23 protein-coding genes and 1 pseudogene are annotated in these 25,825 nt (G+C 59.3%); 18 read left to right on the top strand and 6 right to left on the bottom strand.

Annotated elements, in window-relative coordinates; genetic code table 11:
• Nucleotides 1-14 precede the first annotated feature (14 nt).
• The 6 genes and pseudogenes from NDJ10_RS02965 to NDJ10_RS02940 all read left to right on the top strand — a co-directional run bounded on the left by NDJ10_RS02965 (nt 15) and on the right by NDJ10_RS02940 (nt 6,558).
• On the top strand, nt 15-1,196 hold the full coding sequence (locus NDJ10_RS02965) for an acetyl-CoA C-acyltransferase (protein WP_296159618.1): 1,182 nt from the start codon (nt 15-17) through the stop codon (nt 1,194-1,196).
• Nucleotides 1,197-1,211: 15 nt separating this feature from the next.
• Nucleotides 1,212-2,339 (top strand): acyl-CoA dehydrogenase family protein, encoded by a 1,128-nt coding sequence (locus NDJ10_RS02960; protein WP_296159617.1) that lies wholly within the window; start codon nt 1,212-1,214, stop codon nt 2,337-2,339.
• A 225-nt stretch (nt 2,340-2,564) separates the two neighbouring features.
• Nucleotides 2,565-3,956 (top strand): annotated as a pseudogene (gene trkA, locus NDJ10_RS02955) (Trk system potassium transporter TrkA); the annotation flags it as partial.
• A gap of 3 nt (nt 3,957-3,959) precedes the next feature.
• The gene (locus tag NDJ10_RS02950; protein ID WP_296159616.1) at nt 3,960-5,420 is read left to right on the top strand and encodes a potassium transporter TrkG; all 1,461 of its coding nucleotides are present in this window, start codon (nt 3,960-3,962) and stop codon (nt 5,418-5,420) included.
• Between the two features lie 31 nt (nt 5,421-5,451).
• The gene (locus NDJ10_RS02945) at nt 5,452-5,877 is read left to right on the top strand and encodes a rhodanese-like domain-containing protein (protein ID WP_296159614.1); all 426 of its coding nucleotides are present in this window, start codon (nt 5,452-5,454) and stop codon (nt 5,875-5,877) included.
• Nucleotides 5,878-5,898: 21 nt separating this feature from the next.
• Nucleotides 5,899-6,558, top strand: a complete 660-nt coding sequence (locus NDJ10_RS02940) for an HAD family phosphatase (protein WP_296159613.1) — start codon at nt 5,899-5,901, stop codon at nt 6,556-6,558.
• Here the strand turns inward: NDJ10_RS02940 and NDJ10_RS02935 are convergent.
• Nucleotides 6,544-7,632, bottom strand: coding sequence for an AraC family transcriptional regulator (locus NDJ10_RS02935; protein WP_296159612.1), 1,089 nt, complete (start codon nt 7,630-7,632; stop codon nt 6,544-6,546). The two genes, NDJ10_RS02940 and NDJ10_RS02935, sit on opposite strands and share 15 nt — an antisense overlap.
• 132 nt (nt 7,633-7,764) lie before the next feature.
• Here NDJ10_RS02935 and NDJ10_RS02930 point away from each other — a divergent pair, with 132 nt between their 5' ends.
• The 4 genes from NDJ10_RS02930 to NDJ10_RS02915 are packed head-to-tail and all read left to right on the top strand — an operon-like array spanning nt 7,765 to nt 13,150.
• A complete protein-coding gene (locus NDJ10_RS02930; RefSeq protein WP_296159611.1) occupies nt 7,765-9,387 on the top strand; it encodes a carboxyl transferase domain-containing protein in 1,623 nt (540 codons plus the stop codon).
• Between the two features lie 11 nt (nt 9,388-9,398).
• Entirely contained in the window at nt 9,399-10,178 is a 780-nt protein-coding gene (locus tag NDJ10_RS02925) for an enoyl-CoA hydratase/isomerase family protein (RefSeq protein WP_296159610.1), read from the top strand.
• A gap of 53 nt (nt 10,179-10,231) precedes the next feature.
• On the top strand, nt 10,232-12,226 hold the full coding sequence (locus NDJ10_RS02920) for an acetyl/propionyl/methylcrotonyl-CoA carboxylase subunit alpha (protein WP_296159609.1): 1,995 nt from the start codon (nt 10,232-10,234) through the stop codon (nt 12,224-12,226).
• Nucleotides 12,227-12,229: 3 nt separating this feature from the next.
• Complete coding sequence (locus NDJ10_RS02915) at nt 12,230-13,150, top strand: glyoxylate/hydroxypyruvate reductase A (RefSeq protein WP_296159607.1); 921 nt, start codon at nt 12,230-12,232, stop codon at nt 13,148-13,150.
• 48 nt (nt 13,151-13,198) lie between these two features.
• Here NDJ10_RS02915 and metK read toward each other — a convergent pair whose 3' ends face one another.
• Entirely contained in the window at nt 13,199-14,380 is a 1,182-nt protein-coding gene (gene metK, locus NDJ10_RS02910) for a methionine adenosyltransferase (RefSeq protein WP_296159606.1), read from the bottom strand.
• Nucleotides 14,381-14,570: 190 nt separating this feature from the next.
• Here metK and NDJ10_RS02905 point away from each other — a divergent pair, with 190 nt between their 5' ends.
• Both NDJ10_RS02905 and NDJ10_RS02900 read left to right on the top strand, forming a co-directional pair.
• Nucleotides 14,571-15,398, top strand: coding sequence for a lysophospholipid acyltransferase family protein (locus NDJ10_RS02905; protein ID WP_296159605.1), 828 nt, complete (start codon nt 14,571-14,573; stop codon nt 15,396-15,398).
• A gap of 12 nt (nt 15,399-15,410) precedes the next feature.
• A complete protein-coding gene (locus NDJ10_RS02900; protein ID WP_296159604.1) occupies nt 15,411-16,283 on the top strand; it encodes a lipid A biosynthesis acyltransferase in 873 nt (290 codons plus the stop codon).
• Nucleotides 16,284-16,321: 38 nt separating this feature from the next.
• On the opposite strand, the gene yihA is transcribed toward NDJ10_RS02900, so the two are convergent.
• Nucleotides 16,322-16,990 (bottom strand): ribosome biogenesis GTP-binding protein YihA/YsxC, encoded by a 669-nt coding sequence (gene yihA / locus NDJ10_RS02895; RefSeq protein ID WP_296159603.1) that lies wholly within the window; start codon nt 16,988-16,990, stop codon nt 16,322-16,324.
• 140 nt (nt 16,991-17,130) lie between these two features.
• On the opposite strand from yihA, the gene NDJ10_RS02890 reads away from it, so the two are divergent.
• The 3 genes from NDJ10_RS02890 to NDJ10_RS02880 all read left to right on the top strand — a co-directional run bounded on the left by NDJ10_RS02890 (nt 17,131) and on the right by NDJ10_RS02880 (nt 19,595).
• Nucleotides 17,131-17,757 carry a c-type cytochrome gene (locus NDJ10_RS02890; protein WP_296159601.1) on the top strand — a complete coding sequence of 209 codons (627 nt, stop codon included), beginning with the start codon at nt 17,131-17,133 and terminating at the stop codon, nt 17,755-17,757.
• A 183-nt stretch (nt 17,758-17,940) separates the two neighbouring features.
• Nucleotides 17,941-18,939, top strand: coding sequence for a protein-methionine-sulfoxide reductase catalytic subunit MsrP (msrP, locus tag NDJ10_RS02885; protein WP_296159600.1), 999 nt, complete (start codon nt 17,941-17,943; stop codon nt 18,937-18,939).
• Nucleotides 18,939-19,595 carry a protein-methionine-sulfoxide reductase heme-binding subunit MsrQ gene (locus NDJ10_RS02880; protein WP_296159599.1) on the top strand — a complete coding sequence of 219 codons (657 nt, stop codon included), beginning with the start codon at nt 18,939-18,941 and terminating at the stop codon, nt 19,593-19,595. The genes msrP and NDJ10_RS02880 overlap by 1 nt, the downstream gene beginning before the upstream one ends.
• On the opposite strand, the gene lysA is transcribed toward NDJ10_RS02880, so the two are convergent.
• Nucleotides 19,556-20,842, bottom strand: coding sequence for a diaminopimelate decarboxylase (lysA, locus tag NDJ10_RS02875; protein WP_296159598.1), 1,287 nt, complete (start codon nt 20,840-20,842; stop codon nt 19,556-19,558). The genes NDJ10_RS02880 and lysA overlap by 40 nt on opposite strands.
• Nucleotides 20,843-20,847: 5 nt before the next feature.
• Complete coding sequence (locus NDJ10_RS02870) at nt 20,848-21,078, bottom strand: lipoprotein (RefSeq protein WP_296159597.1); 231 nt, start codon at nt 21,076-21,078, stop codon at nt 20,848-20,850.
• A gap of 12 nt (nt 21,079-21,090) precedes the next feature.
• Here NDJ10_RS02870 and cyaY point away from each other — a divergent pair, with 12 nt between their 5' ends.
• The gene (gene cyaY / locus NDJ10_RS02865) at nt 21,091-21,420 is read left to right on the top strand and encodes an iron donor protein CyaY (RefSeq protein WP_296159596.1); all 330 of its coding nucleotides are present in this window, start codon (nt 21,091-21,093) and stop codon (nt 21,418-21,420) included.
• A 37-nt stretch (nt 21,421-21,457) separates the two neighbouring features.
• Here cyaY and NDJ10_RS02860 read toward each other — a convergent pair whose 3' ends face one another.
• Nucleotides 21,458-23,761, bottom strand: a complete 2,304-nt coding sequence (locus tag NDJ10_RS02860; protein ID WP_296159594.1) for a penicillin-binding protein 1A — start codon at nt 23,759-23,761, stop codon at nt 21,458-21,460.
• A 361-nt stretch (nt 23,762-24,122) separates the two neighbouring features.
• On the opposite strand from NDJ10_RS02860, the gene NDJ10_RS02855 reads away from it, so the two are divergent.
• Together NDJ10_RS02855 and NDJ10_RS02850 are read left to right on the top strand one after the other, a co-directional pair.
• Nucleotides 24,123-25,199: a pilus assembly protein PilM gene (locus tag NDJ10_RS02855; RefSeq protein WP_296159811.1), complete on the top strand. Its 1,077-nt coding sequence runs from the start codon at nt 24,123-24,125 to the stop codon at nt 25,197-25,199.
• Nucleotides 25,199-25,822, top strand: coding sequence for a PilN domain-containing protein (locus NDJ10_RS02850; protein WP_296159593.1), 624 nt, complete (start codon nt 25,199-25,201; stop codon nt 25,820-25,822). The genes NDJ10_RS02855 and NDJ10_RS02850 overlap by 1 nt, the downstream gene beginning before the upstream one ends.
• The last annotated feature ends 3 nt before the right edge of the window (nt 25,823-25,825 follow it).

Below are 25,825 nucleotides of genomic sequence, written 5' to 3'. Positions count from 1 at the left end.
CCAAGGAGTTTGACATGACTGAGCAAATAGTGATCGTGGGCGCAGCCCGCACCCCCATGGGTTCTTTCCAGGGCGACTTTTCCTCTTTGGCGGCGCACGACCTGGGCGGTGTGGCCATCCGGGCCGCGGTCGAGCGCGCCGGTGTCAACCCGGAGCTGGTCAACGAGGTGCTGTTTGGCAACTGCCTGATGGCGGGCCAGGGCCAGGCGCCGGCACGGCAGGCGGCGCTCAAAGGCGGCTTGCCGCTGAGCGCGGGCGCGGTGACGCTGTCCAAAATGTGTGGTTCGGCGATGCGTGCCGCCATGTTGGCCAACGACATGCTCATCTCTGGCAGTGCCGACGTGCTGGTGGCCGGCGGCATGGAAAGCATGACCAACGCGCCCTACCTGCTACCCAAGGCGCGCGGTGGTTACCGCATCGGCCACGACCGCATTTTTGACCACATGATGCTCGACGGTCTGGAGGACGCCTACGAGCCTGGCCGCTCGATGGGCACCTTTGGCGAAGACTGTGCGGCCAAATACGGTTTTACCCGTGCACAGCAGGACGCCTTTGCCACCACCAGCGTGCAGCGCGCGCAGGCGGCAACCAGCACGGGTGCCTTTGCCGCCGAAATTGCGCCGGTCACGGTCAACACCCGTGCCGGTGAGCGTGTGATTGCCATCGATGAAGGCCCGGGCAAGGTCAAGCTTGACAAGATCAGCGCGCTCAAACCTGCGTTCAAGAAGGACGGCACCATCACCGCCGCCAGCAGCTCCAGCATCAACGACGGCGCTGCCGCGCTGGTCATGATGCGCGCCTCCACCGCGGCCAGTCTGGGGCTCAAACCGCTGGCACGCGTGGTGGCACACGCCGTGCATGCGCAGGAGCCCAACTGGTTTGCCACTGCGCCGATCGGTTCGGTCAACAAGGTGCTGGCCAAGGCGGGCTGGGGCGTGAAAGACGTCGATCTGTGGGAGGTTAACGAAGCCTTTGCCGTGGTGCCGATGGCGCTGATGCACGAGCTTGGTTTGAGCCACGACATCGTCAATGTGAATGGCGGTGCCTGCGCCCTGGGCCATCCCATTGGTTGCAGCGGTGCCCGCATCATGGTGACGCTGCTGTATGCGCTGCAAGCCCGTGGCCTCAAAAAAGGCGTGGCGAGCCTGTGCATCGGCGGTGGTGAGGCCACCGCCGTGGCGCTGGAAATGCTCTGAACGAAAGTCTGAACCATGTTGCTGACCCAAGACCAGGAAATGATCCGCGACGCGGTGCGCGACTTTGCCCAGATCGAGCTCTGGCCCAATGCCGCCAGGTGGGATAAAGAACACCACTTCCCCAAGGCCGCGCACCAGGGACTGGCGGCACTCGGTGCTTATGGCATTTGCGTGCCCGAGGAGCTTGGCGGTGCCGGCCTGGACTATCTGACACTGGCGCTGGTGCTGGAAGAAATTGCGGCCGGAGACGGCGGCACCAGCACCGTGATCAGCGTGACCAACTGCCCGGTCAACGCCATCCTGATGCGTTACGGCAACCCGCAGCAGAAAAAACAGTGGCTGACGCCCCTGGCCCAAGGGCAGATGCTGGGTGCCTTTTGTCTGACCGAGCCGCATGTGGGCTCCGACGCCTCCTCGCTGCGTACCACCGCAGTGAAAGAGCGCGACGGTTATGTCATCAACGGCGTCAAGCAGTTCATCACCAGCGGTAAAAATGGTGACGTGGCCATTGTCATCGCCGTCACTGACAAGGGCGCCGGCAAGAAAGGCATGAGCGCCTTTCTGGTGCCTACCAGCGCGCCCGGCTACGTGGTGGCGCGGCTCGAAGACAAGCTGGGCCAGCATTCCAGCGACACCGCGCAGATCAACTTTGACAATTGCCGCATTCCCGCAGAGAACCTGATCGGCAGCGAGGGCCAGGGTTATGGCATTGCCCTGGGTGGCCTGGAGGGCGGGCGTATCGGCATCGCCGCGCAAAGTGTGGGCATGGCGCGCAGCGCGTTCGAGGTGGCGCTGGCCTATGCCAAGGAGCGCCAGAGCTTTGGCACAGCCATCTTCAACCACCAGGCGGTGGGTTTCCGGCTGGCCGAGTGTGCGACCCAATTGGAAGCCGCGCGCCAACTCATCTGGCACGCGGCGTCCTTGCGCGATGCCGGCAAACCCTGCCTGAAAGAGGCCGCCATGGCCAAGCTGTTTGCCAGTGAAACGGCAGAAAGAGTGTGCAGCGCTGCCATCCAGACCCTGGGTGGCTACGGTGTGGTCAGCGACTTCCCGGTGGAGCGGATTTATCGCGACGTGCGCGTCTGCCAGATCTACGAAGGCACCTCCGACGTGCAGAAAATCATCATTCAGAGAAACTTATAAGCTTGTGGGACAGACCGCAGTGTCGCGAAGCGACCCAGCTCTGTCCCCAACTGTTCGTCGGATGTCGGCTGTTCAAGCTTGTGGGACAGACCGCAGCACGCGAAGCGGGCCAGCTCTGTCCCCAACCGATTGTCGGATGTTGGTTGCTCACCTTGTGGTGACAGACCGCAGCACGCGAAGCGGGCTGGTCGTGCCCCGTTATGATTCGCACAACACAAGGCTTCCTCTATGCGCATCATTATTCTGGGGGCCGGGCGCGTCGGCGAAAGCGTCGCCGAGAGCCTGGTTTCCGAGCAAAACGACATCACCCTGATCGACCCTGACCCCGAGTTGCTGCGCGACCTGGAAGACCGGCTCGACCTGCGCGGCGTGCCGGGCAATGGTATCCAGCCGTCGGTGCTGCGCCGCGCCGGCGCCGAAGATGCCGACCTGTTTGTTGCCTGCGCCGCGCTTGATGAGACCAATCTGACGGCCTGCAAGGTGGCACACGACGTGTTTGGCATTCCCGTTACCGTGGCGCGCCTGCGTTCCCCCGAATTCATTGAAGGCGATGCCTTGTTGGGCAAGTCCGGCTTTGGCGTGACCCATGTGATTTGTCCCGAAGAGTCGGTGATGCATTACATCCACAAGCTCATCGACTACCCGGAAGCGCTGCAGGTGCTTGAGTTTTCGCGTAGCCGGGCGCATCTGGTTGCCATGCGCGCCGCGCAAGGCAGTCCCCTGGTCAACCACACCATTGGCGAATTTCGCGAGCTCTTTCCCTGGGCCGAGATGCGCGTGGTGGCGCTCTACCGGCAGGACGCTGAAGTGCCGGTGGCACCCGACACCCGTGTGCTGGCCGGTGACGAGGTTTTTGTGCTGGCTGACAAGGAAAAAATTCGGGACGTGCTGCGGGCCATCCACAACAACGACCAGCCGGTGCGCCGCGTCATGATTGCGGGCGGTGGCAAGGTAGGCCTGCGGCTGGCGCGCAGCCTGGTCGGTCAATGCGAGGTCAAGCTCATTGAGCGTGACCACAAGCGTTGCAAATATCTGGCCGGGGAGCTACCGTCTGACATGCTGGTGCTGGAAGGCGACTCGGCCGATGAAACCCTGCTGCTTGAAGAGGGCGTGGGGCAGATGGATTTGTTCATCGCGCTGACCAACGACGATGAGGACAACATCCTGTCGGCCATGCTGGCCAAGCGGCTCGGCGCCAGGCGTGTCATTGCCTTGATCAACCGGCGCATTTATGCCGAAATGATGCAGGGCAGCACCATTGACATTGCCATCTCGCCGGCGCAAACGGTCATTGGCGAGCTGCTGGTGCATGTGCGCCGCGGGGCGCTGGCGGCTGTGCACAGCTTGCGCCGTGGTGAGGCCGAGGCGCTGGAAGGGGTGGCGCGCGGTGATAGCAAGTCGTCCCATCTGGTGGGGCGGCGCATTGAGCAGGTCAAGCTGCCAGAAGGTGCCCGTTTTGGCGTCATTGTGCGTGGCGAGGGGCGTGATTGCGAGGTCTTGATGCCGCACCACGACCTGGTGATCCGGGAGGCAGACCACATCATCATCTTCATTCCCAACAAGCGTTTGCTCAAGCCGGTGGAAAAGTTGTTTCAGGTCAGCGCCAGCTTCTTTTAAACCATGACCAGTCTGGCGCCCGCGCTCAACATCCTGGCCCGCATCATGGTGGGTTATGCCCTGCTGTTTTTGGTGCCCATGGCCTGGGCCTGGCAGCTGGACCCGCCGGCCTTGCTTGGTGTCTGGTGGCAAAGCATGGCAATCACGCTGGGTTTTGGCCTGTTGCTCTGGTTGCTCACCCATCGTTTTCACCGCGAACTGATGCCACGCGATGGTTTTCTGCTGGTCAATCTGGTGTGGACGGTGCTGCCGGCCTGCTCGGCCGTGCCGCTGGTGCTGGCCATGGACGGCCTGAGTTGGACCGATGCCTATTTTGAGGCCATGAGTGGCCTGACCGCCACGGGTGCCACGGCGTTCTCCGGGCTGGACAGCCTGCCGGTGTCGGTAAACGTGTGGCGCTGTTTTTTGCAGCTGATTGGTGGTTTGGGGGTGATGCTGCTGGTGGTGGCTGTGTTGCCCTTGCTGGGCCTGGGGGGCGTGCAGCTCTACAAGGCCGAAACGCCCGGCCCGATGAAAGATGCCCGCCTGACACCGCGCATTGCGGAGACGGCGCGCGGCCTGTGGGGCGTGTATTTTGTTTTCTCTGCGGCATGCATGCTGGCGTATCAGCAGGCGGGCATGAGTTGGGCTGATGCCTTCATGCACATGTGCAGCACCATGGGGCTGGGTGGATTTTCGTCGCATGACGCGAGTTTTGGTTTTTGGAACTCGCGCGATATCGAACTCGTGGCCATTGTTTTCATGGCGCTCTCCGGCATCAGCTTTGCCCGGTATTTCATTGTCTGGCGGGCGCGCTCATTGCAGTCGATGTGGCGCGATACCGAGGTGCGGACCTATGTGCTGGTGCTGCTTGGCTCAGTCCTGAGCCTTGCTGTTTTGCTTATGTTACATGGCGTTTTTGAGCATGCGGATGCCGCCTTGCGCGCCGCTGCATTCCACGTGGTGTCGGTGGCCACAACCACCGGCTATGCCTCGGCAGACTACGCCTTGTGGCCGGTGTTTGCCCCGGTCTGGCTGATGTTTCTGGGCACCTTTGTGTCGTGCGCGGGTTCCACCGGCGGCGGCATCAAGATGGTGCGCATGGTGTTGCTCATCAAGCAGTCGCGTCGTGAACTGGTGCGCGCCATTCATCCGCGCGTGGTGAATCCGGTCACCCTGGGGCGCGCCACCATTCCGGCCACCGTGATTGCTGCGGTGATGGCCTACATGCTGATCTACGGCGCCAGCACCATCGGCCTGACCATGCTGATGCTGCTCAGCGGGCTGGACATCGTCACGGCGTTCTCTGCGGTGGTGGCCACCCTGAACAACATTGGCCCGGGCTTGGGGCAGGTCGGCCCGGCCTCCAATTTTGGTGTCCTCACTGATTTTCAGACCTGGATTTGCACCTTGGCCATGCTGCTCGGTCGTCTCGAATTGCTGGCTGTGATGGTGCTGTTTGTGCCGCAGTTCTGGCGCAAGTAAAGTCTATACTGTTTTCAACAGGAGACTCCCCATGCCAATCACCAAAGGCTACCAGCAACTTGTGGCTGAGGCCATGGCCCAGGTCAGGACCTATTCGGTCGAAGAAGTCAGGGCGCGTCTGGACGATCCGCATGTGCTGGTAGTTGACATCCGCGACGTGCGCGAGCTTGAACGTGAAGGCACGGTGCCGGGCTGCATCAACGCGCCGCGCGGTATGCTGGAGTTCTGGGTGGACCCGGCTTCGCCCTATTACAAGCAGGTCTTTGGCGATGAGTCCAAAGAGTACATTCTGTTTTGTGGTGCCGGCTGGCGCAGCGCGCTGGCGACCCAGACCTTGCAAGCCATGGGCATGACCAACGTGGCGCACATCGACGGTGGTTTTACCGAATGGGTCAAGCAGGGTGCACCGGTGGAAACCATGGAACAGCACAAGGCGCGTCGCCAGGCGAAGGCTTAGTGCGGGACAAGGAAACAAGAGATGAAATTTGAAGCCATTTTGTTCGACTGCGACGGCGTGCTGGTTGACAGTGAGCCCCTGACCAACCAGGTGCTGCGCGAGATGCTGGCCGAAGCCGGCTGGTTCATGACGCAGGCCGAATGCATGGCCTACTTCGTAGGCAAGACCGTGCGTGAAGAACGCGCCGAGATCGAGGCGCGTACCGGCCAGCCCTTGACGCAGGACTGGCTGAATAGCTTTTACCAGCGGCGCAACCAGGCACTCATCGCCGGGCTGGAAGTGATTCCCGGTGCGCGGGCCGCGGTGCAGGCAGCGCACGCTGCCACCCAGGGACGCATTGCCTGCGCGTCGGGCGCGGACCGTTTCAAGGTGGAAATGCAGTTGCGCAAAGTTGACCTGCTGGGCTTCTTTGAGGGACGGGTTTTCAGCGGCCACGAAATGCCGCGCTCCAAGCCGGCCCCCGATGTCTACCTGGCAGCTGCCGGGCATCTGAATGTGCCGGGTCATCAGTGCCTGGTGATTGAAGACACCAGCGTCGGCGTCACGGCGGGCGTGGCAGCCGGTGCCACGGTGTGGGCTTACAGTCCGCAAGCGGCCGGCGATGCCGCCCTGCTGCTGGCGGGTGCGAATCAGGTGTTTCGCCGCATGGCCGATGTGCCCGGTCTGTTAGCCGCCGGGTGATCCAGGTGCGCTGCCGCTGCCCTGCCTGAATTCCGCCGGTGATTGTCCGGTCCAGCCCTTGAAAGCGCGCATGAAGCTCTTTTCGTTCTGAAATCCGCTGGCTTCTGCCACCTGTTTGATGGGGCGGTCGGTGCGCAGCAGCAGCGTTTGTGCCCGCTGCCGGCGCACCTCGTCTTTCAGCGTCTGCAATGAGGCGCCTTCGTCCTTGAGCTGGCGGTGCAGGGTGCGCGGTGACATCGCCAGCAGCGCGGCCAGGTCGCTGGCGCTGTGCGTGTCGGCAGGCTGGGTGCTCAAGGCCTGGCGTACCCGCTGCACCAGCAGACGGTCGCGCCGGTACTGCAGCACGGTGAGGGGCAGGGCGTGCTTGAGCATGTGCCGCAAAGCGACCTCGTCGCGCCTGAGTGGCAATTCCAGGTAGCGCGCGTCAAAACTGATCGCGGCACAGGCTGCCTCAAACACCGTGGGGCCGGAAAACAGCACACCGTACACGTCCCGATGCGCCGGCGCGGCAAACGGAAACTGTGCACCTTGCAAGGCAATGCGGGAGTCAATCAGCCAGCAGGCCAGACCATGGACATTGCGCAACACCGAAACCAGGCAGAACTCGCGCAAGGCCTTCAGGTCGGCTTGCTCGGTGATGGTCAGCGTCGCCTGACTGCCCGCGCGGGTCAGCTGGGGACGGATGTCGTCGGTTATCAGGCCGTGGTGGCGACACCAGCGCTGCAAGGCCACGCCCAGATTGGGGGCGCTGATGGAGGCGCGTGCCAGCATGCCGTAGCTGCCCCAGGGCAGGCGGCGGCTGAACCAGCCCAGCGCCTCGTCGTCAAGTTCCTGCATGGCCGTACCCGAGATGCGCTCCATTTGCAGGGCGCTGATCCGATGCGCAGGATCGCATAAAAACTCTGGCTTGATTTGTGCTGAGCGCAGGGCCTGTGCCGGGTCTTTTCCGCGTTGCGCATAGGCTTGCACAATGGCCTGGACAAAGGCCACCGGTGTGAGCGCCTGTGACCTGGCAGGGCCGCCCGGGAAGCCCGCGGTCGGCTTGTCCTGGATTCGGTGGCGGGAAGCGGTCATGGTGCAAAGTATCGTCAAATATGGCACGATTTGCAACCAGCATGACCGCCCATATCCCGCTTGTCGTTCTATGCTCGGCGCATCACAATCGTGTGTCAATGCGCGCCTTAGCTGATTCACTGAAAGCCTGCCATGTCTGTTCTGGAGACACAACTCAACGCCCGTTCTGCCGATTTCATGGCCAATGCCGCCGCTATGCGCGGTCTGGTGGCGGACCTGAACGCCAAAGTCACCCAGGTGGAAATGGGCGGTGGCGACGCGGCCCGCGCCAAGCACACGGCGCGTGGCAAGCTGCTGCCGCGCGACCGGGTGCAGATGCTGCTGGACCCCGGCACGCCGTTTCTGGAACTCTCGCCGCTCGCCGCCTGGGGCATGTACCCGGACCGCGATGGCAGCGACAGTGCGCCTGGTGCCGGCCTGATTGCCGGCCTTGGCCGTGTCAGCGGGGTCGATTGCATGATTGTCTGCAACGACGCCACCGTCAAAGGCGGCACCTATTACCCCATGACGGTGAAAAAGCACCTGCGCGCGCAGGAGATTGCCCAGCAAAACCGCTTGCCCTGCATCTACCTGGTGGACTCGGGCGGAGCCAACTTGCCCAACCAGGACGAGGTGTTCCCGGACCGCGACCACTTTGGCCGCATCTTTTTCAACCAGGCGACCATGAGTGCGCAGGGTCTGGCGCAAATTGCCGTGGTCATGGGCAGCTGCACCGCGGGCGGCGCCTACGTGCCGGCCATGAGCGACGAGGCCATCATCGTGAAGAACCAGGGCACCATTTTTCTGGGTGGCCCGCCGCTGGTGAAAGCAGCCACCGGCGAAGTGGTGAGCGCTGAAGACCTGGGCGGCGGCGACGTGCACACGCGGCTCAGTGGCGTGGCCGACCACCTGGCGCAAAACGACATGCACGCGCTGGCGCTGGCCCGCAGCGCCGTGAAAAACCTGAACAAGGGCAAGCCGGTGGTGGCCACCGACCAGGCACCGGTCGCGCCCAAATATGCCGCAGAAGACTTGTATGGCGTGATCCCGGTGGACACCCGCAAGCCCTTCGATGTGCGCGAGATCATTGCCCGCATCGTCGATGGCTCCGACTTTGACGAATTCAAGGCGCGCTTTGGCACCACGCTGGTCTGCGGTTTCGCCCGCATCGAGGGCATGGCGGTCGGCATCATCGCCAACAATGGCATCCTGTTCAGCGAATCGGCGCTGAAAGGCACGCATTTCATTGAGCTATGCTGCCAGCGCAAGATTCCGCTGGTGTTCCTGCAGAACATCACCGGCTTCATGGTCGGCCGCAAATACGAGAACGAAGGCATTGCCCGCAACGGCGCCAAGATGGTGACGGCGGTAGCGACCGCGGCGGTACCCAAGTTCACCATCATCATCGGTGGCAGTTTTGGTGCCGGCAATTACGGCATGTGCGGCCGCGCGTTTAGCCCGCGCTTTTTGTGGATGTGGCCGAACGCGCGCATTTCGGTGATGGGCGGCGAGCAGGCCGCCAGTGTGCTGGCCACGGTGCGCCGCGACGGCATCGAACTCAAGGGCGGGCAGTGGAGCACGGCGGAAGAAGAAGCCTTCAAGGCGCCGATCCGCAGCCAGTATGAGACCCAGGGCCATCCCTATTTCGCCACTGCGCGGCTGTGGGACGACGGCATCATCGACCCGGCCGATACCCGCCGCGTGCTGGCGCTGGGCCTGAGTGCAACGCGGAATGCGCCGATTGAGGACACCCGCTTCGGTTTGTTCCGGATGTGAGCGAGGACGATATGCCATCCCTCTCGACTTCCTTGACCGGCCACTGTGCCACCGTGACCTTGAACCGCCCCGAGGTGCGCAACGCCTTCAATGACGAGGTGATTGCCGAGCTCACACTGGCTTTCACCCAATTGGGTCAGAACCCTGAGGTGCGCGCCATTGTGCTCGCGGCTGAAGGTCCGGCCTTTTGCGCGGGTGCCGACCTCCACTGGATGCGCCGCATGGCCGACTACAGCCATGCCGAAAACCTGGCCGATGCGGCGCAACTGGCCGAGATGCTGCGCGTCATTGACACCTGCCCCAAACCCACCGTGGCGCGCATCCAGGGCGACGTCTATGCCGGCGGCATGGGTCTGGTGGCGGCCTGCGACATGGCCGTGAGCGTCGAGGCCGCGGCTTACTGCCTGAGCGAAGTCAGGCTGGGCCTGTACCCGGCCACCATCAGCCCCTATGTGATGCGTGCCATGGGCACCCGTGCCGCCCATCGCTACTTTTTGACCGCCGAGCGATTTGACGCCGCCGAGGCTTTGCGCATCGGTTTTGTCCATGCCGTGGTGCCCGCCGGGCGATTGGACGAACAGGTCGCGGAGATCACCAGGGCGCTGGTGAATGCCAGCCCCAACGCCGTCAAGGAATGCAAAACCCTGCTGCACGACGTGGCCGGCAAGGACATCGATGCCGCCCTGATTGCCCATACCGTCGAAGGCATTGCCGGCATCCGCGCCAGCGCTGAGGGACGGGAAGGCGTGCAGTCCTTCCTGCACAAGCGCAAGCCCAACTGGCTCATTTAATCGGAGTCAGATTCCAATTCATTCACGCTGGATTCATTCCTACGGAGACAAACATGTTCACAAAAATCCTGATTGCCAATCGTGGGGAGATTGCCTGCCGGGTGGCTGCTACCGCACGCCGCATGGGCATCCAAACCGTGGCGGTGTATTCCGATGCCGACGCCCACGCCAAACACGTGGCCGCCTGCGACGAATCGGTGCACCTTGGTGGCAGCGCGCCCAAGGACAGTTACCTGCGCTGGGAAAAAATCATTGAAGCCGCACAGGCCACGGGCGCCCAGGCGGTGCATCCCGGCTATGGTTTCTTAAGCGAAAACGAGGACTTTGCCAAGGCCTGCGTTGCTGCGGGTCTGGTGTTCATCGGCCCGCCGGCATCGGCCATTCAGGCCATGGGCCTGAAAGCCGAGTCCAAGCAACTGATGGAGCGTGCCGGTGTACCGCTGGTGCCGGGCTACCATGGCGCAGACCAGGACCCGGCGTTGCTGCAACTCAAGGCCGATGAAATCGGCTACCCGGTCCTCATCAAGGCCAGCGCGGGTGGGGGTGGCAAGGGCATGCGCGCAGTGGAGCGTTCGCAGGACTTTGCCGATGCCCTGACCAGTTGCAAGCGCGAGGCCATCAACAGTTTTGGCAGCGATGCGGTGCTGGTTGAAAAATACGTGCAGCGTCCGCGCCACATCGAGATCCAGGTGTTTGGCGACAATTTGGGTAATTATGTTTATCTGTTCGAGCGCGACTGCTCGGTGCAGCGGCGTCACCAGAAAGTGCTCGAAGAAGCGCCGGCGCCGGGCATGACGCCCGAGTTGCGGGCGCGCATGGGTCAAGCCGCAGTGGCCGCGGCCCGCGCGGTGAACTACGTCGGCGCCGGCACCGTGGAATTCATCGTCGAGCAGCGGGAAGACGGGTCGATGAATTTCTTCTTCATGGAAATGAACACCCGCCTACAGGTCGAACACCCGGTCACGGAAGCCATCACCGGCCAGGACCTGGTCGAATGGCAATTGCGCGTGGCCAGCGGCGAAGCGCTGCCGCTGCAGCAGGAGCAGCTCAGGATCACCGGCCATGCCATCGAGGCGCGCATCTGCGCCGAGAACCCCGACAACAATTTTCTGCCCGCCACCGGCACGCTGGACGTCTACCGCAAACCGGACTGCAGCAGTTTTGCCATCAGCGCGGTGCGTTTCGATGACGGCGTGCGCCAGGGCGACAGCATCAGCCCGTTTTACGATTCCATGGTGGCCAAAGTCATCGTGCATGGTGACACCCGCGAACAGGCGCTGGCGCGGCTGGACGGCGCGCTGGCACAAACCCACATCATCGGCCTGACCACCAATGTGCAATTCTTGCGCCATGTGCTGCAGTCGCCCTCGTTTGCCCAGGCCAATCTGGACACCGGGCTGATTCCGCGCGAGGCCGCTGTCCTGTTCAACCAGGAGCGCGTCGGCCTGGCATTGGCAGCGGCCGCGGATGTGGCGCAAACCCTGCTCGACGAGCGCGCGGTTGAAGGCGCCGATCCCTTCAGCAAGACCGACGGCTGGCGCAGCCATGGGGTCTTCACGCGCCGATTCGCCTTTGAGTTTGCCGGCGCGCAGGTGCAGGCGGGACTGACTTATCTGCACGATGGTGCGCTGTCGTTCAAGGTGGGTGAATTGGCCGGTACGCTGGAATTCACCGCCACGCCCGCGGGTATCGACCTGCGCTTTGCCGGTCAGCGGGCACTGGTGACGGTCTACCGCAAGGGCGAGGTGGCGCACATCCACACGGCGCAAGGGGCGACGCAGATCGTTGCCATTGACCTGCTGTTGCACGCCGGCGAAGCGCCCGCTGAGGTCGGCCGCCTGACCGCGCCCATGCCCGGCAAGGTGGTGTCGTTTGCCGTCAGGGCTGGCGACAGGGTCCAGCGCGGTCAGGCGCTGGCCGTCATGGACGCCATGAAAATGGAGCACACCATTGCCGCGCCCATCGACGGCGTGGTTGAAGAGTTGCTCTATGCGCCGGGCGACCAGGTGGTGGAGGGCGCTGAACTGCTTAAATTGATGGTGCAATAGGGCATGAAAATCACTTTTTGTTGTACCGGCACCGAGCCGGAACCCTGGCTGGCTGGCCTGCGTGCCGCCTTGCCGCAGGCCGAGGTTGAACTCTGGCAAGCCGGTGCAAGCCCGGCCGACTACGCTGTGGTCTGGGCACCACCGCAACAGTTCTTTGACGAGCAGGTGCAGCTCAAGGCCGTGTTTGCCATCGGTGCCGGTGTCGATGCCCTGCTGAAACTGCGCCTGCCAGCCGAAGTCAGCTTCGTTCGCCTTGACGATGCCGGGATGGCGGTGCAAATGGCCGAGTATGTGTGCCACGCGGTGATCCGCCACTTTCGCGAACTTGATCTCTATGCGGCCGACACCAGCCAGGGCCGATGGACCGTGCACCCGTCGCACCAGCGCGCTGATTTTCCTGTCGGCGTCATGGGCCTGGGCGTGCTGGGGCAGCGCGTGGCGCAGGCGCTGAGGCATTTTGAATTCCCGGTGAATGGCTGGAGCCGAACCGCCAAAGAACTCGACGGCGTCCATGGTTTTCATGGTGCCGAGCAGTTCAATGCGTTCCTGGCGGCCAGCCGTATTCTGGTCAACCTGCTACCGCTCACCGCGGAGACCGTCAACATTCTGAACCGCGATACGCTGAGCCGCTTGCAGCCTGGTGGCTATGTGATCAATGTGGCGCGCGGTGCGCACCTTGTTGATGACGATTTGCTGGTATTACTGAACCGCGGCCAGTTGGCCGGTGCGACGCTGGACGTGTTTCGTACCGAGCCTCTGCCTTTGGCACACCCGTTCTGGCGGCACCCCAGAATCACCATCACGCCACACACATCGGCGCGCACCTTGCGCGAGACCAGCATTGCGCAGATTGTGGGCAAGATGGCGGCGCTTGGACGCGGTGAGCCGGTGGCGGGACTGGTTGATGTGGGGCGCGGTTATTGACGGTTATTGAGCAAGGCTGAATGTCTGTTTTGCAGTGCGCAAACTCCGTCACAGCCCCGCTGCTGCGCGCAAGGCCTGGGCTTTGTCTGTGTTTTCCCAGCTGAACTCGGGTTCTTCGCGTCCAAAGTGACCGTAGGCAGCGGTTTTTTCGTAAATCGGGCGTAACAAATCCAGCATTTGGATGATACCGCGTGGGCGCAGGTCAAAGTGGCGGTGAACCAGGGCGGCGATGTCTTCGTCCGGAATCACGCCAGTGCCTTCGGTATAGACAGTCACGTTCATGGGTTTCGCCACACCGATGGCGTAGGCCACCTGAATCTGGCACTGGCGCGCCAGACCTGCTGCGACGATGTTCTTGGCCACATAGCGCGCGGCGTAAGCGGCCGACCGGTCCACTTTCGTTGGGTCTTTGCCGCTGAAGGCGCCACCGCCGTGCGGGCAGGCGCCACCGTAGGTATCGACAATGATTTTGCGCCCGGTCAGGCCGCAGTCGCCTTGCGGGCCACCCACGACAAAACGGCCGGTGGGGTTGATCAGGTACTTGGTATCAGCCGTCAGCCATTCTTTTGGCAATACCGGTTTGATGATCTCTTCGCGGATTGCTTCATAAAAAGCATCGGTCATGCGGTTGCCCAGACTCATCTCCGGGCTGTGCTGGGTCGACAACACCACGGTGTCAATGCTGTGCGGTTTGCCGTCCACATAGCGCATGGTGACCTGGCTCTTGGCGTCCGGGCGTAAAAAGGGCAGGCGGCCATCCTTGCGCAGTTGCGCCTGGCGCTCCACCAGACGGTGGGCGTAATAAATGGGCGCCGGCATCAGCTCGGGGGTTTCGTTGCAGGCATAACCAAACATCAGGCCCTGGTCGCCGGCGCCTGTGTTCAGGTGGTCATCACTGGCGTGGTCCACGCCCTGAGCGATGTCGTTACTCTGCTTGTCGTAAGCCACCAGTACCGCACAACCTTTGTAGTCAATGCCGTAATCCGAGTTGTCGTAACCAATGCGCTTGAGTGTGTCGCGCGCGACCTGGATGTAGTCCACGGTGGCGTTGGTGGTGATTTCACCTGCCAACAGGACCAGACCGGTGTTGCACAAGGTCTCGGCTGCAACCCGCGATTTTGGGTCTTGTTTGAAAATTGCGTCCAGAATTGCATCGGAAATCTGGTCGGCCACCTTGTCGGGGTGGCCTTCGGACACGGATTCCGAGGTGAAGAGAAAATCGTTCGCCATGGTAAAAAGCCTCTTGGTAAAAGTTAACAACCTTTGTGCGTTGCTTTGGCTTTTCGGGCTTTCGGCGAACGCTTTAGCAGATTTGTCATTGATTTGACAAGGCACAATGGCGACCCGGATGGGCTGCTATCGTGTGTGTCGCCCTGCAAGTAGTTCCATAACTCAGCGACGGGATAATTTTAGCTCACCCATGATCACCGTTTTTAAATTGTTGTCGGTTTGGCCCTTGTGGTTGCTGCATGGCGTCGGCACTTTCCTGGGCTGGCTCGTGTTCGTGGTTTCACCTGCGTACCGCAAGCGCTTTTTGGACAATGCAAATCAGGCCGATTTGTCATGGCAGCAAAAACTCAGAGCCGTCGCGCAGAGCGGCAAGTTGGTGGCTGAGCTGCCCCGTTTATGGCTGGGTCAAGCGGTGCCAGTGGTCTGGGAAGGGGCCGAGCATGTGGAGGCGGCGCTGGCGAAAAGACAGGGGCTGGTGTTTTTGACGCCGCATCTGGGTTGCTTTGAGATCGCCGCCCAGGCGTATGCGCAACGTTTCGGGCGGGAGGGCAAGCCGATGACGGTACTGTTTCGCCCGCCGCGCCAAGCATGGCTGCGCGCCGTGGTGATGGCATCACGTCAAAGACCGGGCTTGCAGACGGCGCCAACCAGCCTCGCCGGCGTCAAGCAAATGATCAAGGCGCTGAAGCAGGGGGAAGCGGTCGGGCTGTTGCCTGATCAGGTGCCGCCCCAGGGCATGGGCATGATGGCGCCATTTTTTGGTCGTGAAGCCTATACCATGACTCTGTCCGTGCGATTGGTGCAGCAAACGGGGGCCACTGTTTTGTTGGCCTGGGGAGAGCGTCTGAGCCGGGGGCGTGGTTACCGGGTGCATGTCCAACCACTGGCGCAACAGTTGCCGGTGACTTTGCTGGACGCGGTCACGGCCGTCAACCAGGCCATGGAGTCGCTGGTTTTGCAATGTCCACAGCAATATTTGTGGGGCTATGCGCGATACAAGCAACCACGCCAGGCTTGATCGGGTGGTTCAATGATGGGGACACGATTTATTTTGTACTTGATGCGTGGATTAACGCATTTGCCGTTGACCTGGGTCCGCGCCATGGGCTGCTTGCTGGGGTGGCTGCTGTATGGGCTCGTGGTCGCGCGCAGACGTGCCGTTCAGGTTAACCTGCACCTGTGTTTCCCGGAACTGACACCCATGCAGGTGCGTGACTTGTCGCGCCGGGTGTTTGTGCGTTTCTCCCAAGCCTGGCTGGATCGTGGCTGGCTTTGGCATGGCGAGCCCGCTCAGGTACGCGCGCGTCTGACGTTGTCCGGCGCGGTAGACGAACTCCTTGGGGACGATCCGGTGGTCATATTTGCGCCCCATTTTGTGGGCCTGGATGCGGGGTGGACGGCGCTCACACAGCAAGTGCCACGACACTTCACGACCATCTACACCAATCAAGCCAACAAGACTGCAGATGCCTGGATTTTGCGGGGGCGCCAACGCTTTGGTTCGTGTCGCTTGTTTGGGCGGGCGGATGGCGTCAAATCGATCATTGCCAGTTTGCGCCAGGGTGATCCGCTCTATTTGTTGCCCGACATGAATTTTGGCCCGCATGAGTCACTCTTTGTGCCGTTTTATGGGGTCAGTGCCGCAACCGTGCCATCGCTTTCGCGCTTCGCCCGGCTGGGCCGTGCCAAGGTGGTGCCGGTGGTGACGAGACTGACACCGCAAGGTTACGACGTCCAGGTGTTGCCCGCGTGGTCCGCTTACCCGACGGATGATGTGCTGGCCGACACGGCGCTCATGAACGCACGTTTGCAAACCTACATTGATGCCATGCCCGAGCAATATTACTGGGTGCACAAGCGATTCAAAGACCGGCCCCCGGGCGAGCCCGATCCCTATGCATGAAAAGGGCTTTTGCCCTTTTGATGGAACCGAAAGGCGGCTTATTCAAGCCCAATGTCCGGGCTTGGCGCTGTGGCTGGGGAGGCCGACGAAGGATGCGCCCATTGCCACAAGAGCGTTGCAACCTCATCAATCCCCTGGCGCTTGGTCGCCGAGAACAAGCGCACCTCGCCACCGCCGGCTTGCAATTTCATGATCGACAAGGCTTTGCTTTGCTCGGCCCGGGTGAGTTTGTCGGCTTTCGTCAGAATAACCAAAAATTTCAAACCTTCCTCAACCCTGGGGCGAACCACGTCAAGCAAAACTTCGTCTAGTTCGGTGAGGCCATGGCGTGGGTCACACATCAACACAATGGCTTTGAGGTTTTCCCGCGTCACCAGATAGTTGGCCATCACCTGTTGCCAGCGAATCTTGTCCTGTTTGGGCACGGCCGCATAACCATAGCCGGGTAAATCAGCCAGCACCGCATCGGTCATGCCTTGTTTGCCCAGGGAGAATAAATTGATGTGTTGGGTCCGGCCCGGCTTTTTGGAAGCAAAGGCCAGTTGCTTTTGTTGCGTCAATGTATTGATACAGGTTGATTTGCCCGCGTTGGACCGGCCAACAAAGGCAATCTCTGGTACCGCCAAAGGGGGCAAAAAATGCAATTGGGGCGCCGTGGTGAGAAATTTGGCCGTATGGAGCCAGCCCAAAGCAACCAACGGGGACACCGTGGATACTGCTTGCTGGATGGGGCTGGATGGCGCTGATGCGCTTGGGCTGGGTTGTTTTGTCATGGAGTACACGCTGTGAATTTGGGCCATTGTAGAATTGCAAGGTTTACCCACACCATCAACTGACCCGTCCACTTATGAAGCTGATTGCCACATTCACTATTGCTGCCACGTTAGCTGCTGCTGTTTTTTCAAGTGTTGCCGCGGAAGTTGCTGCACCTGTCAAACCAGATTTGGCCAAAGGTGAAGCCAGTTTTGCAGGTGTTTGTGCGGCTTGTCATGCGCCCGATGGCAATTCCTTGATACCGGTCAATCCAAAACTGGCGCAGCAACACCCCGAGTATTTGGTCAAGCAGTTGACTGAATTCAAGGCTGGCAAACGTGAGAACGCTGTGATGAATGGCATGGCGGCTGCTTTGAGTGAAGCCGACATGAAAAACATCGCTTATTGGCTGGGCAGCAAGAAAGCAACGCCGGGTGCCGCCAAGGAAAAGGATTTGGTCTTGTTGGGCGAAAAAATTTACCGTGGCGGTATTGCTGACCGCCAGATTCCGGCATGCGCTGGCTGCCATAGCCCCAACGGCGCCGGCATTCCGGCCCAGTACCCGCGTTTGAGCGGCCAACATGCTGAATATGCTGTGGCCCAACTGACCGCATTCCGGGATGGGTTGCGTCAAAACAGCCTCCAGATGAGCCAGATCGCGGCCAAGCTCAATGACCGTGAAATCAAGGCGGTGGCGGATTACATTGCCGGACTGCGCTGACACCCAGGTATTTGGTGCGATTCCAGGGTGATGCGCGTCACCCATGTAACAGCCAAGGCAGGTGATGTGAATCACCCTGCCTTTTTTGTTGTCTGGTTTATCCTGGGTGTTATTTTCTTGTCAGATACAGGTTTGTGTAAGAACGCCTAATATCTTGCGACCGAAAGGCACAAAGGAAAAACCATGCTTATCAAAACCAACAACCAAGGCTTTGTTCACACCATTCCAAGCGAGATCACACCAGAGGCCACCTACCAATCGCGGCGCAGCCTGATCCGCCTGATGGCTGGCGGCGTGGCGGGTGCTGCTTTGGCCTCCTGGGCTGCGCGCGAGGCGCTGGCACAAGACTGGGCTGCGCCCGGTCAACACCCAGCGCTTGCCAGGTCCAAAACGTCTGTGGCCGGGGCGCTGAGCCTGGAAAAGGTAACCGAGTACCAGCACGCCAGCACCTACAACAATTTTTATGAATTTGGCACAGACAAGGCTGATCCCGCCCAAAACGCCCATGCCCTCAAGACCAGCCCCTGGTCGGTTGAAATTGAAGGCATGATCAAGAAACCGGGACGCTATGCACTGGAAGACTTGCTCAAACTCAGTGCACAGGAAGAACGTGTTTACCGCTTGCGTTGCGTTGAGGGTTGGTCGATGGTGATTCCGTGGGTGGGTTATTCACTGTCCGCCCTGATCAAGAAGGTTGAACCTTTGGGGGGGGCCAGGTATGTTGAGTTTGTCACCCTGGCCGACCCGAAAACCATGCCGGGTGTGGGCTCCAGGGTGCTGGACTGGCCGTATGTTGAAGGCTTGCGACTTGACGAGGCGATGCATCCGCTGACCCTGCTGGCATTTGGCATGTATGGTGAAGTGTTGCCCAAGCAAAATGGCGCCCCTTTGCGCTTGGTGGTGCCGTGGAAATACGGCTTCAAAAGTGTCAAGAGCCTGGTCAAGATCCGCTTCACTGACAAGCAGCCCGCCACCGCCTGGAATAAGGCTGCCGCCAACGAGTATGGCTTTTACTCCAATGTGAATCCGGATGTGGACCATCCGCGCTGGAGCCAGGCCACAGAGCGGCGCATAGGGGAAGACGGTTTGTTTGCCAGGAAGCGCAAGACACTGCTGTTCAACGGTTACGAGGCGCAGGTGGGACAGTTGTATGCCGGGATGGACTTGAAAAAGTTCTTTTGATGCAGCAGAGCAAGGCCGCCGTCGTTGCCCCCGGTTACGCCGGGAGCTACCGGCGTCGACTGGCCAAGCCCTTGGTGTTCGTGTTGGCCTTGTCACCCTTTTTGTATTTCCTGTGGGCGGCGGTCTTTGACCAGTTGGGGGCCAACCCGGCGGAGGCTTTGGTTCGGGCCACGGGGGACTGGTCACTGCGCATGTTGTGCGTGGTCTTGGCCGTGACACCTTTGCGCGTGCTCACAGCCAAGCCGGCGCTGGCGCGATTTCGCCGCATGCTGGGCTTGTTTGTGTACTTTTATGTGCTGCTGCACTTGCTGAGCTACAGCGGCTTTGACATGGCATTTGACCTGGCCGACATCGCCAAAGACATTGTTAAAAGGCCGTTTATCCTGGTGGGATTTACCGCCTTTGTGTTATTGACCAGTTTGGCCTTGACCTCGTTCAACCGGGCCATCAAAACGCTGGGGGCAAAAAACTGGCAACGCTTGCACAAAGCGGTGTATGGCGTGGCTGCACTGGCCATACTGCATTTTTTCTGGATGCGTGCGGGCAAGAATGACTTTGCCGAGGTGGCCGTGTACGCGGTTGTGCTCGCCAGTTTACTGGGCTGGCGCCTATGGCATTACTGGGTCAGGACCGGCAGGTGTTCCAGGCGAATTTGATCCGCATAGCTTTCACGCTCACGAATCAGGTGCGCCTGAGTGCCGTCCACCAGTACTTCAGCGGCGCGATTGCGCGTGTTGTAGTTGCTGGCCATGCTCATGCAGTAGGCGCCGGCAGACAGCACCGCCAGCCAGTCCCCTTGTTGTACGCTTAAAGTGCGGTCATGGCCAATCCAGTCGCCGCTTTCACAGATAGGGCCAACCACTTCCCAGGTATCGGGGGGCGAGGTGCGCGGCTTGAGCGGCACGATGTGGTGATAAGCCTGGTACATGGCCGGGCGCGGCAGGTCGTTCATGGCCGCATCGACGATACAGAAATTCTTTTGCTCACCCGGTTTCAGGTACAGCACTTCGGTGATGCATACACCTGCGTTGCCTACCAAAGAGCGGCCCGGTTCGATCATCAGCGCCCGCTGACCGAAACCCCGGGCATCGAGTCTGGCCAACAGTTTGCGCCATAACGCATCGGCTTGCGGCGGTGTCTCGCCGTTGTAGTCAATGCCCAGGCCACCACCCATGTCAATGTGGTGAATCGGCACGCCTGCGGCCTCAATAGCCTCGACCAGGTCCAGCATACGGTCCAGGGCATCCAGATAGGGCGCCTCCTGGGTTATTTGCGAGCCAATATGACAGTCAATGCCCTGGACGCTTAAGCCGGGCAAAGCCGCGGCGCGCTGGTAAGTCTGCACCACACGCTCATGCGCAATGCCGAACTTGTTGCCTTTCAACCCCGTGGAGATATAAGGGTGCGTTTGCGGATCAACGTTGGGGTTGACGCGAATACTCACAGGTGCTTGCAGGCCCAGGCCCAAAGCCACTTCATTGAGCACCTCCAATTCGGCTTCGCTCTCTACATTGAAGCACCCCACGCCGGCATGGAGTGCCGCGCGCATTTCCGCACGGGTTTTTCCCACACCGGAAAAAATGATGCGACTGGCCTGTCCTCCGGCGGCCAGCACGCGGGTCATTTCACCCTGCGACACCACATCGAATCCGCACCCGGCCTGGGCAAACAGTTGAATAATGCCCAGGGTGGAGTTGGCCTTCATGGCATAGCAAATCTGCACTTGCCGCCCGGCAAAACCTTGTTGGTAGGCAGCCAGTGCGGTCAGCATGGCGGTTTTGGAGTAAACAAACAAAGGTGTGCCGTACTGCTGCGCCAAAGCGCTTAACGGCGTTTCTTCCAGAAAGAGTTCGTCGCCAAGATACGCAATATGGGGGTGGCCTGGTAAACGGTCAGAATGCATGGGGGTTACGGCGCGGAAGTCGCGCTTGCTGGTTGGGGGGCGCGTGGCAACGTTGGATTGCCTGCCGCAGTGCGTTGGGGCTTACCGATGGCTGGCAGCAAGGACTCGGGCAGGGTAGCGCGATCCGTGCCGGTGGGTGGCAAATAGAGTGGGCCCTGTTGACCGCAGGCTGCCAAAGCTACCGCACTGGCCCCAAGGACAAAGGTGCGCACTAGAATTTGTGGAATTAACAGCATGGTGAAATTGTAATGACTGACTCAGAATTCATGGATCGCGCCGAGCGGTTGCTCAAGTCCGTAGAGGCGAGTTGCGACCGCATCAACGACGAGAGCACGGCCGATATCGACAACCAGCGTACTGGCGGCATGATTACTCTGGTGTTTGCCAACCGCAGTCAGATCATTATTAATTTGCAAAAACCCCTGCATGAAATCTGGTTGGCTGCCAAAGGGGGTGGTTTTCACTACCAGTTTGATGGAACGCAATGGTTGGATACCAAAGGTCAAGGCGAATTTTTTGCGTCTTTGACGCGGTACGCGACAGAGCAGGCCGGGCAGCCACTTTCTTTTACGCCGTGACCCGCTGATTTTTTGTTGGCAAAGCGGGAACTCCCGGCTATCTGAACAAGTCCAGAATTTTGCGTTTTTCGTCGGCTGCCGGCATGGGCATGACGTGCGGCTGATTTGGGTTCGCACCCTTGTTCAGACCCAGGCTGGTAACACCTGCCGTTCCCGCATATTCATCATAAAACCATTCACCGCCTACGTTGACCACGCCTTCTGGGACGGTGGACTCCATCACGGGAACATTTTTCAAGGCTTGCGCCATGAACTCAATCCAGACCGGCAGACTCAAGCCGCCGCCTGTTTCGCGCGCCCCCAGTTTCCTGGGCGTGTCGTAACCAATCCAAGTAACCGCCGTTAACGTTGGCTGGTATCCCGCAAACCAGGCGTCCATGGAGTCGTTGGTGGTGCCTGTTTTTCCATACAAGTCGGGGCGTTTGAGGGTGGCTTGTGCCGATGCAGCAGTCCCCGTGCGCGTGACTTCCTGCAGCAGGCTGCCCATCACAAAAGCGTTGCGGGCTTCAATGGTGCGCATGGATTCGTCGAGTGCAGGCGCTTGCGTTTGCGTCAGCACTTTGCCTTTTTGATCTGTAACACGGCTAATCAACCAGGGGTTGATGCGGTAGCCACCATTGGCAAAGACCGCGTAAGCGCTGGCCATTTGCATGGGGGTCACCGAGCCCGCACCCAAGGCCATGGTGAGGTAGGCAGGGTGCTTGTCTGCATCAAAACCAAAGCGGGTGACCCAGTCCTGGGCATTTTGCGCACCCACAGTTTCCAGTATCCGGATCGAGACCATGTTTTTAGACTTGGCCAGACCACGGCGCATGGTCATGGGGCCTTCAAATTTGCCATCGTAATTTTTCGGCTCCCAAGGCTGTCCACCCGTCACCCCGGCATCAAAAAACAAGGGGCTGTCATTGATGACGGTTGCGGGCGTGATGCCATGCTCCAGTGCGGCTGAATAGATAAACGGCTTGAAGCTTGAACCCGGCTGGCGCCAGGCCTGGGTGACATGGTTGAACTTGTTTTTCTCAAAATCAAATCCACCGACCATCGCCTTGATTGAACCATCACGCGGATCAATGGCCACAAAGGCGCCTTCAACTTCCGGCAATTGGGTAATGTCCCAGGTTTTCTTGGCTGTCTGCACCACTCGGATCACCGCACCTCTGCGGATCTTGATGTTGGCTGCGGCCTTGTCGGACAAACCAGACTGAGCCGGTTTGAGGCCATCACCAGTGATTTCAATCGTCTCACCGTTCTGCCGGATAGCCTGAATTTTTTTAGGCGTGGCATCCAGCACCACGGCCGATATCACGTCGCCATTGTCAGGGTGCTCCTGCAGCACTTCATCAATGACATCGTCCATGGCTTGAGGCTCACTGGGTAGGCTGACAAATTTCTCGGGTCCCCGATAAAACTGACGTAACTCAAAGTTCATGATGCCGCGTCGCAAAGCTTTATAGGCCGTGTCCTGTTGTGCCGCATTCAGCGTGGTGTACACATTCAAGCCGCGGGTGTAAATGGCATCGCCGTATTGCGCATACATCAGTTGGCGCACGGTTTCGGCCACAAACTCGGCATGGACACTGGTGTTATCCGCATTGGACTTGACATTGAGCGGCTCAAGTTTGGCTGCTTCAGCTTGTGCTGCCGTGATAAAGCCGTTGTCCAGCATCCGTTCAATAATGTAAAGCTGCCGCGATCTGGCGCGTTTGGGGTTGTTGATCGGGTTGTAGGCAGATGGGGCTTTGGGCAAGCCTGCCAGCATGGCGGCCTCAGCCACCGTGATGTTTTGCAGTGACTTGCCAAAGTAGGCCTCGGCAGCGGCAGCGAAACCATAAGCCCGGTTGCCAAGAAAGATCTGATTCATGTAGATCTCAAGAATCTGGTCTTTACTGAGCAAATGTTCAAGCTTGAAGGTCAGCAAAATTTCATAGATTTTGCGCGTGTAGGTTTTTTCGGATGTCAAGTACACATTGCGCGCCACCTGCATCGTGATGGTCGATGCGCCCTGGCTTTTGATGCGCCCCAGATTGGCCAGCGCTGCACGCAAGATACCTTTGTAATCGACGCCGCCATGTTGATAAAAGCGAGCATCTTCAATCGCCAGAACGGCATCTTTCATGACCTTCGGAATCTCCCCTATGGGTGTGAGATGGCGACGCTCCTCACCAAATTCACCAATCAGTGCCCCTTCTGAAGAGAAGACACGCAAGGGCAATTTGGGCCGGTAGTCAGACAGGTCGGAAATGTCGGGCAAATTGGGAAAGGCAACCGCCATCGCAATGCCCACCAAAAGTACCAGTGTGGCAATTCCCGCCAACAGCAGGCCGCTGGTCCAGAGTCCCACTCGAAGCAACCAGTGTGGTTTTTTTCGCCTGGTTTTATCTGTGGTTGATGTTGATTTGGGCTCGGACGAAGATGAATGAACGGTCATAAAAAACCTGAAGATGGGACTGATTCATTATAAAAATCAGGGCAGAGGCCGTGCAGAGGTTAGCATCGGTAAATGGTTGGGGCGTACTTGGCGCGTAACTTTTTGCCAAAATTTGTAATGATTCGCTCTGACTCGTAATCATTTGCGTCTATATTTGACAACATTCCTTTTGTTTGCAAAAGGAAATCTCTTTGAGGCACTGGAAGCATGCTGATAGCATTGATGAAGCTTCTTAAGTGCTGCGAAGACTTTTTATCTTGTTCAGGGGATTGTGTTGATTTCTTTGAGATCATTGTTTAACCAACAACTTGCGCCAATGCTGGGCCTGGATATCAGCGCTTCAAGCGTTAAGCTTGTTGAGTTGGGGCAAGATAAGGTGGGCAACCTGATGCTGGAGAGCTGCGCCATTGTGCCTCTTGAGCGTGGCTGGATCAATGATGGCAATATCGAAAAATTTGATGAAGTTGCCGACGCGCTGCGGCGACTGATCAAGAAAAGTGGCACCAAAACCAAAAATATTGCCATGGCTTTGCCGCCCTCTGCTGTGATCACCAAAAAAATTGTGTTGCCTGGTGGCATGACGGATCATGATTTGGAGATGCAAGTCGAGTCCGAAGCCAATCAATACATACCATTTCCACTGGATGAGGTCAGTCTTGATTTTTGTATTTTGGGTCCAAGCGCCAGTGCTGTTGGCGATGTGGATGTCTTGATTGCCGCCTCGCGGCGTGAAAAAGTGCAAGACTTGCAAGGTTTGGCTGAGGCCGCCGGGCTCAAACCGGTGATTGTTGACGTCAAGTCTTATGCTTCCCGTCTGGCAGCAAGCCGGTTGATTGCCCGCATGCCTGATCATTCCGAGGATCGCATCGTGGCTTTGTTTGAGGTGGGTTCCCTGACAACCAGCATGCAGGTGATTCGCAATGATGAGGTGTTGTATGACCGGGATCAGGCCTTTGGCGGGGCGCAATTAACCCAATTGATTGTCCGTCAATATGGTTTTTCACCCGAAGAAGCCGAGGCCAAAAAATGCAGTGGTGAGTTGCCTGAAGACTATGCCAGAACTGTTTTGCAGCCTTTTATTGAGAGCCTCGTTCAGGAGATAGGACGCGCGCTTCAGTTCTTTTTTACCAGTACAACGCACAATAAAGTTGATTTGGTGATGTTGGCCGGCGGCTCAGCCAGTCTGGCTGGTCTCCCGGCCATGGTGACCAGGCAGTCCAGTTTTCCCTGTATGGTCGCCAACCCGTTTGAGGGTATGCGAATTGCAGAGGGTGTTGAACAGAAAAAAATGCTGCTTGAGGCCCCCTCATACCTCGCCGCCTGTGGTCTGGCTTTGCGGAGGTTTGTGTAGTGATTTTGATTAACCTGCTCCCGCATCGGGAAATTGCCCGTAAACGCCGTCAAGAGCGGTTCAATATAAATCTTGTCTTGTCTGTTCTTGTGGGCGGATTGCTGGCGAGTTTGATCTACTTGTGGTTCCAGGCGCAAATCTCCACGCAACAAGGTAAAAACCAGTTGCTGCAATCCGAGATCAGCAAGTTTGACCTTCAAATCAAGGAAATAGCTGGGCTGGAGGGTGAAATTGCGGCCTTGTTGGCGCGTCAGCAGGCCGTCGAGAATTTGCAGGCTGACCGTAACATGCCTGTTTATCTGTTGACGGAATTGGTTCACCAGTTGCCCGAAGGTGTCTACATCGTTTCCTTGAAGCAAGAAGGTCAAAACGTAGCGTTGCAAGGCGTTGCCCAGTCCAATGAGCGGGTCTCTGAGTTATTGCGCAACCTCAGCAACAATTCTCCATGGTTCACGCGCCCTGAATTGGTCGAAATTGTGGCAGGTACCGCCAATTTGACGCCGCGTGATGTGCGTCGCGTGGCTAATTTCCAGATCCGAGTCAAGTTGGTTCGTCCCAATGAAGCCCAAACTATTCCTGCTCAGAAATCTTCAGCCGCCGCGTCTGCTGGGGTGGTCAGATAAAAG

This window comes from Rhodoferax sp. (genome assembly GCF_023700745.1).
Taxonomy (GTDB): Bacteria; Pseudomonadota; Gammaproteobacteria; order Burkholderiales; family Burkholderiaceae_C; genus Rhodoferax.
The sequence above is the reverse complement of the archived record's forward strand: the minus strand, read 5'-3'. Positions and strand labels throughout refer to the sequence as shown.

Excerpts from the sequence above, each read along its gene's own strand:
- NDJ10_RS02935 (WP_296159612.1), bottom strand. The coding sequence starts at position 7,632 with ATGACCGCTTCCCGCCACCGAATCCAGGACAAGCCGACCGCGGGCTTC.
- NDJ10_RS02900 (WP_296159604.1), top strand. The coding sequence starts at position 15,411 with ATGATGGGGACACGATTTATTTTGTACTTGATGCGTGGATTAACGCAT.
- NDJ10_RS02945 (WP_296159614.1), top strand. The coding sequence starts at position 5,452 with ATGCCAATCACCAAAGGCTACCAGCAACTTGTGGCTGAGGCCATGGCC.
- NDJ10_RS02870 (WP_296159597.1), bottom strand. The coding sequence starts at position 21,078 with ATGCTGTTAATTCCACAAATTCTAGTGCGCACCTTTGTCCTTGGGGCC.
- lysA (WP_296159598.1), bottom strand. The coding sequence starts at position 20,842 with ATGCATTCTGACCGTTTACCAGGCCACCCCCATATTGCGTATCTTGGC.
- NDJ10_RS02915 (WP_296159607.1), top strand. The coding sequence starts at position 12,230 with ATGAAAATCACTTTTTGTTGTACCGGCACCGAGCCGGAACCCTGGCTG.
- NDJ10_RS02880 (WP_296159599.1), top strand. The coding sequence starts at position 18,939 with ATGCAGCAGAGCAAGGCCGCCGTCGTTGCCCCCGGTTACGCCGGGAGC.
- msrP (WP_296159600.1), top strand. The coding sequence starts at position 17,941 with ATGCTTATCAAAACCAACAACCAAGGCTTTGTTCACACCATTCCAAGC.
- metK (WP_296159606.1), bottom strand. The coding sequence starts at position 14,380 with ATGGCGAACGATTTTCTCTTCACCTCGGAATCCGTGTCCGAAGGCCAC.
- cyaY (WP_296159596.1), top strand. The coding sequence starts at position 21,091 with ATGACTGACTCAGAATTCATGGATCGCGCCGAGCGGTTGCTCAAGTCC.
- NDJ10_RS02890 (WP_296159601.1), top strand. The coding sequence starts at position 17,131 with ATGAAGCTGATTGCCACATTCACTATTGCTGCCACGTTAGCTGCTGCT.
- NDJ10_RS02930 (WP_296159611.1), top strand. The coding sequence starts at position 7,765 with ATGTCTGTTCTGGAGACACAACTCAACGCCCGTTCTGCCGATTTCATG.
- NDJ10_RS02905 (WP_296159605.1), top strand. The coding sequence starts at position 14,571 with ATGATCACCGTTTTTAAATTGTTGTCGGTTTGGCCCTTGTGGTTGCTG.
- NDJ10_RS02965 (WP_296159618.1), top strand. The coding sequence starts at position 15 with ATGACTGAGCAAATAGTGATCGTGGGCGCAGCCCGCACCCCCATGGGT.
- NDJ10_RS02940 (WP_296159613.1), top strand. The coding sequence starts at position 5,899 with ATGAAATTTGAAGCCATTTTGTTCGACTGCGACGGCGTGCTGGTTGAC.
- NDJ10_RS02950 (WP_296159616.1), top strand. The coding sequence starts at position 3,960 with ATGACCAGTCTGGCGCCCGCGCTCAACATCCTGGCCCGCATCATGGTG.
- NDJ10_RS02925 (WP_296159610.1), top strand. The coding sequence starts at position 9,399 with ATGCCATCCCTCTCGACTTCCTTGACCGGCCACTGTGCCACCGTGACC.
- NDJ10_RS02920 (WP_296159609.1), top strand. The coding sequence starts at position 10,232 with ATGTTCACAAAAATCCTGATTGCCAATCGTGGGGAGATTGCCTGCCGG.
- NDJ10_RS02960 (WP_296159617.1), top strand. The coding sequence starts at position 1,212 with ATGTTGCTGACCCAAGACCAGGAAATGATCCGCGACGCGGTGCGCGAC.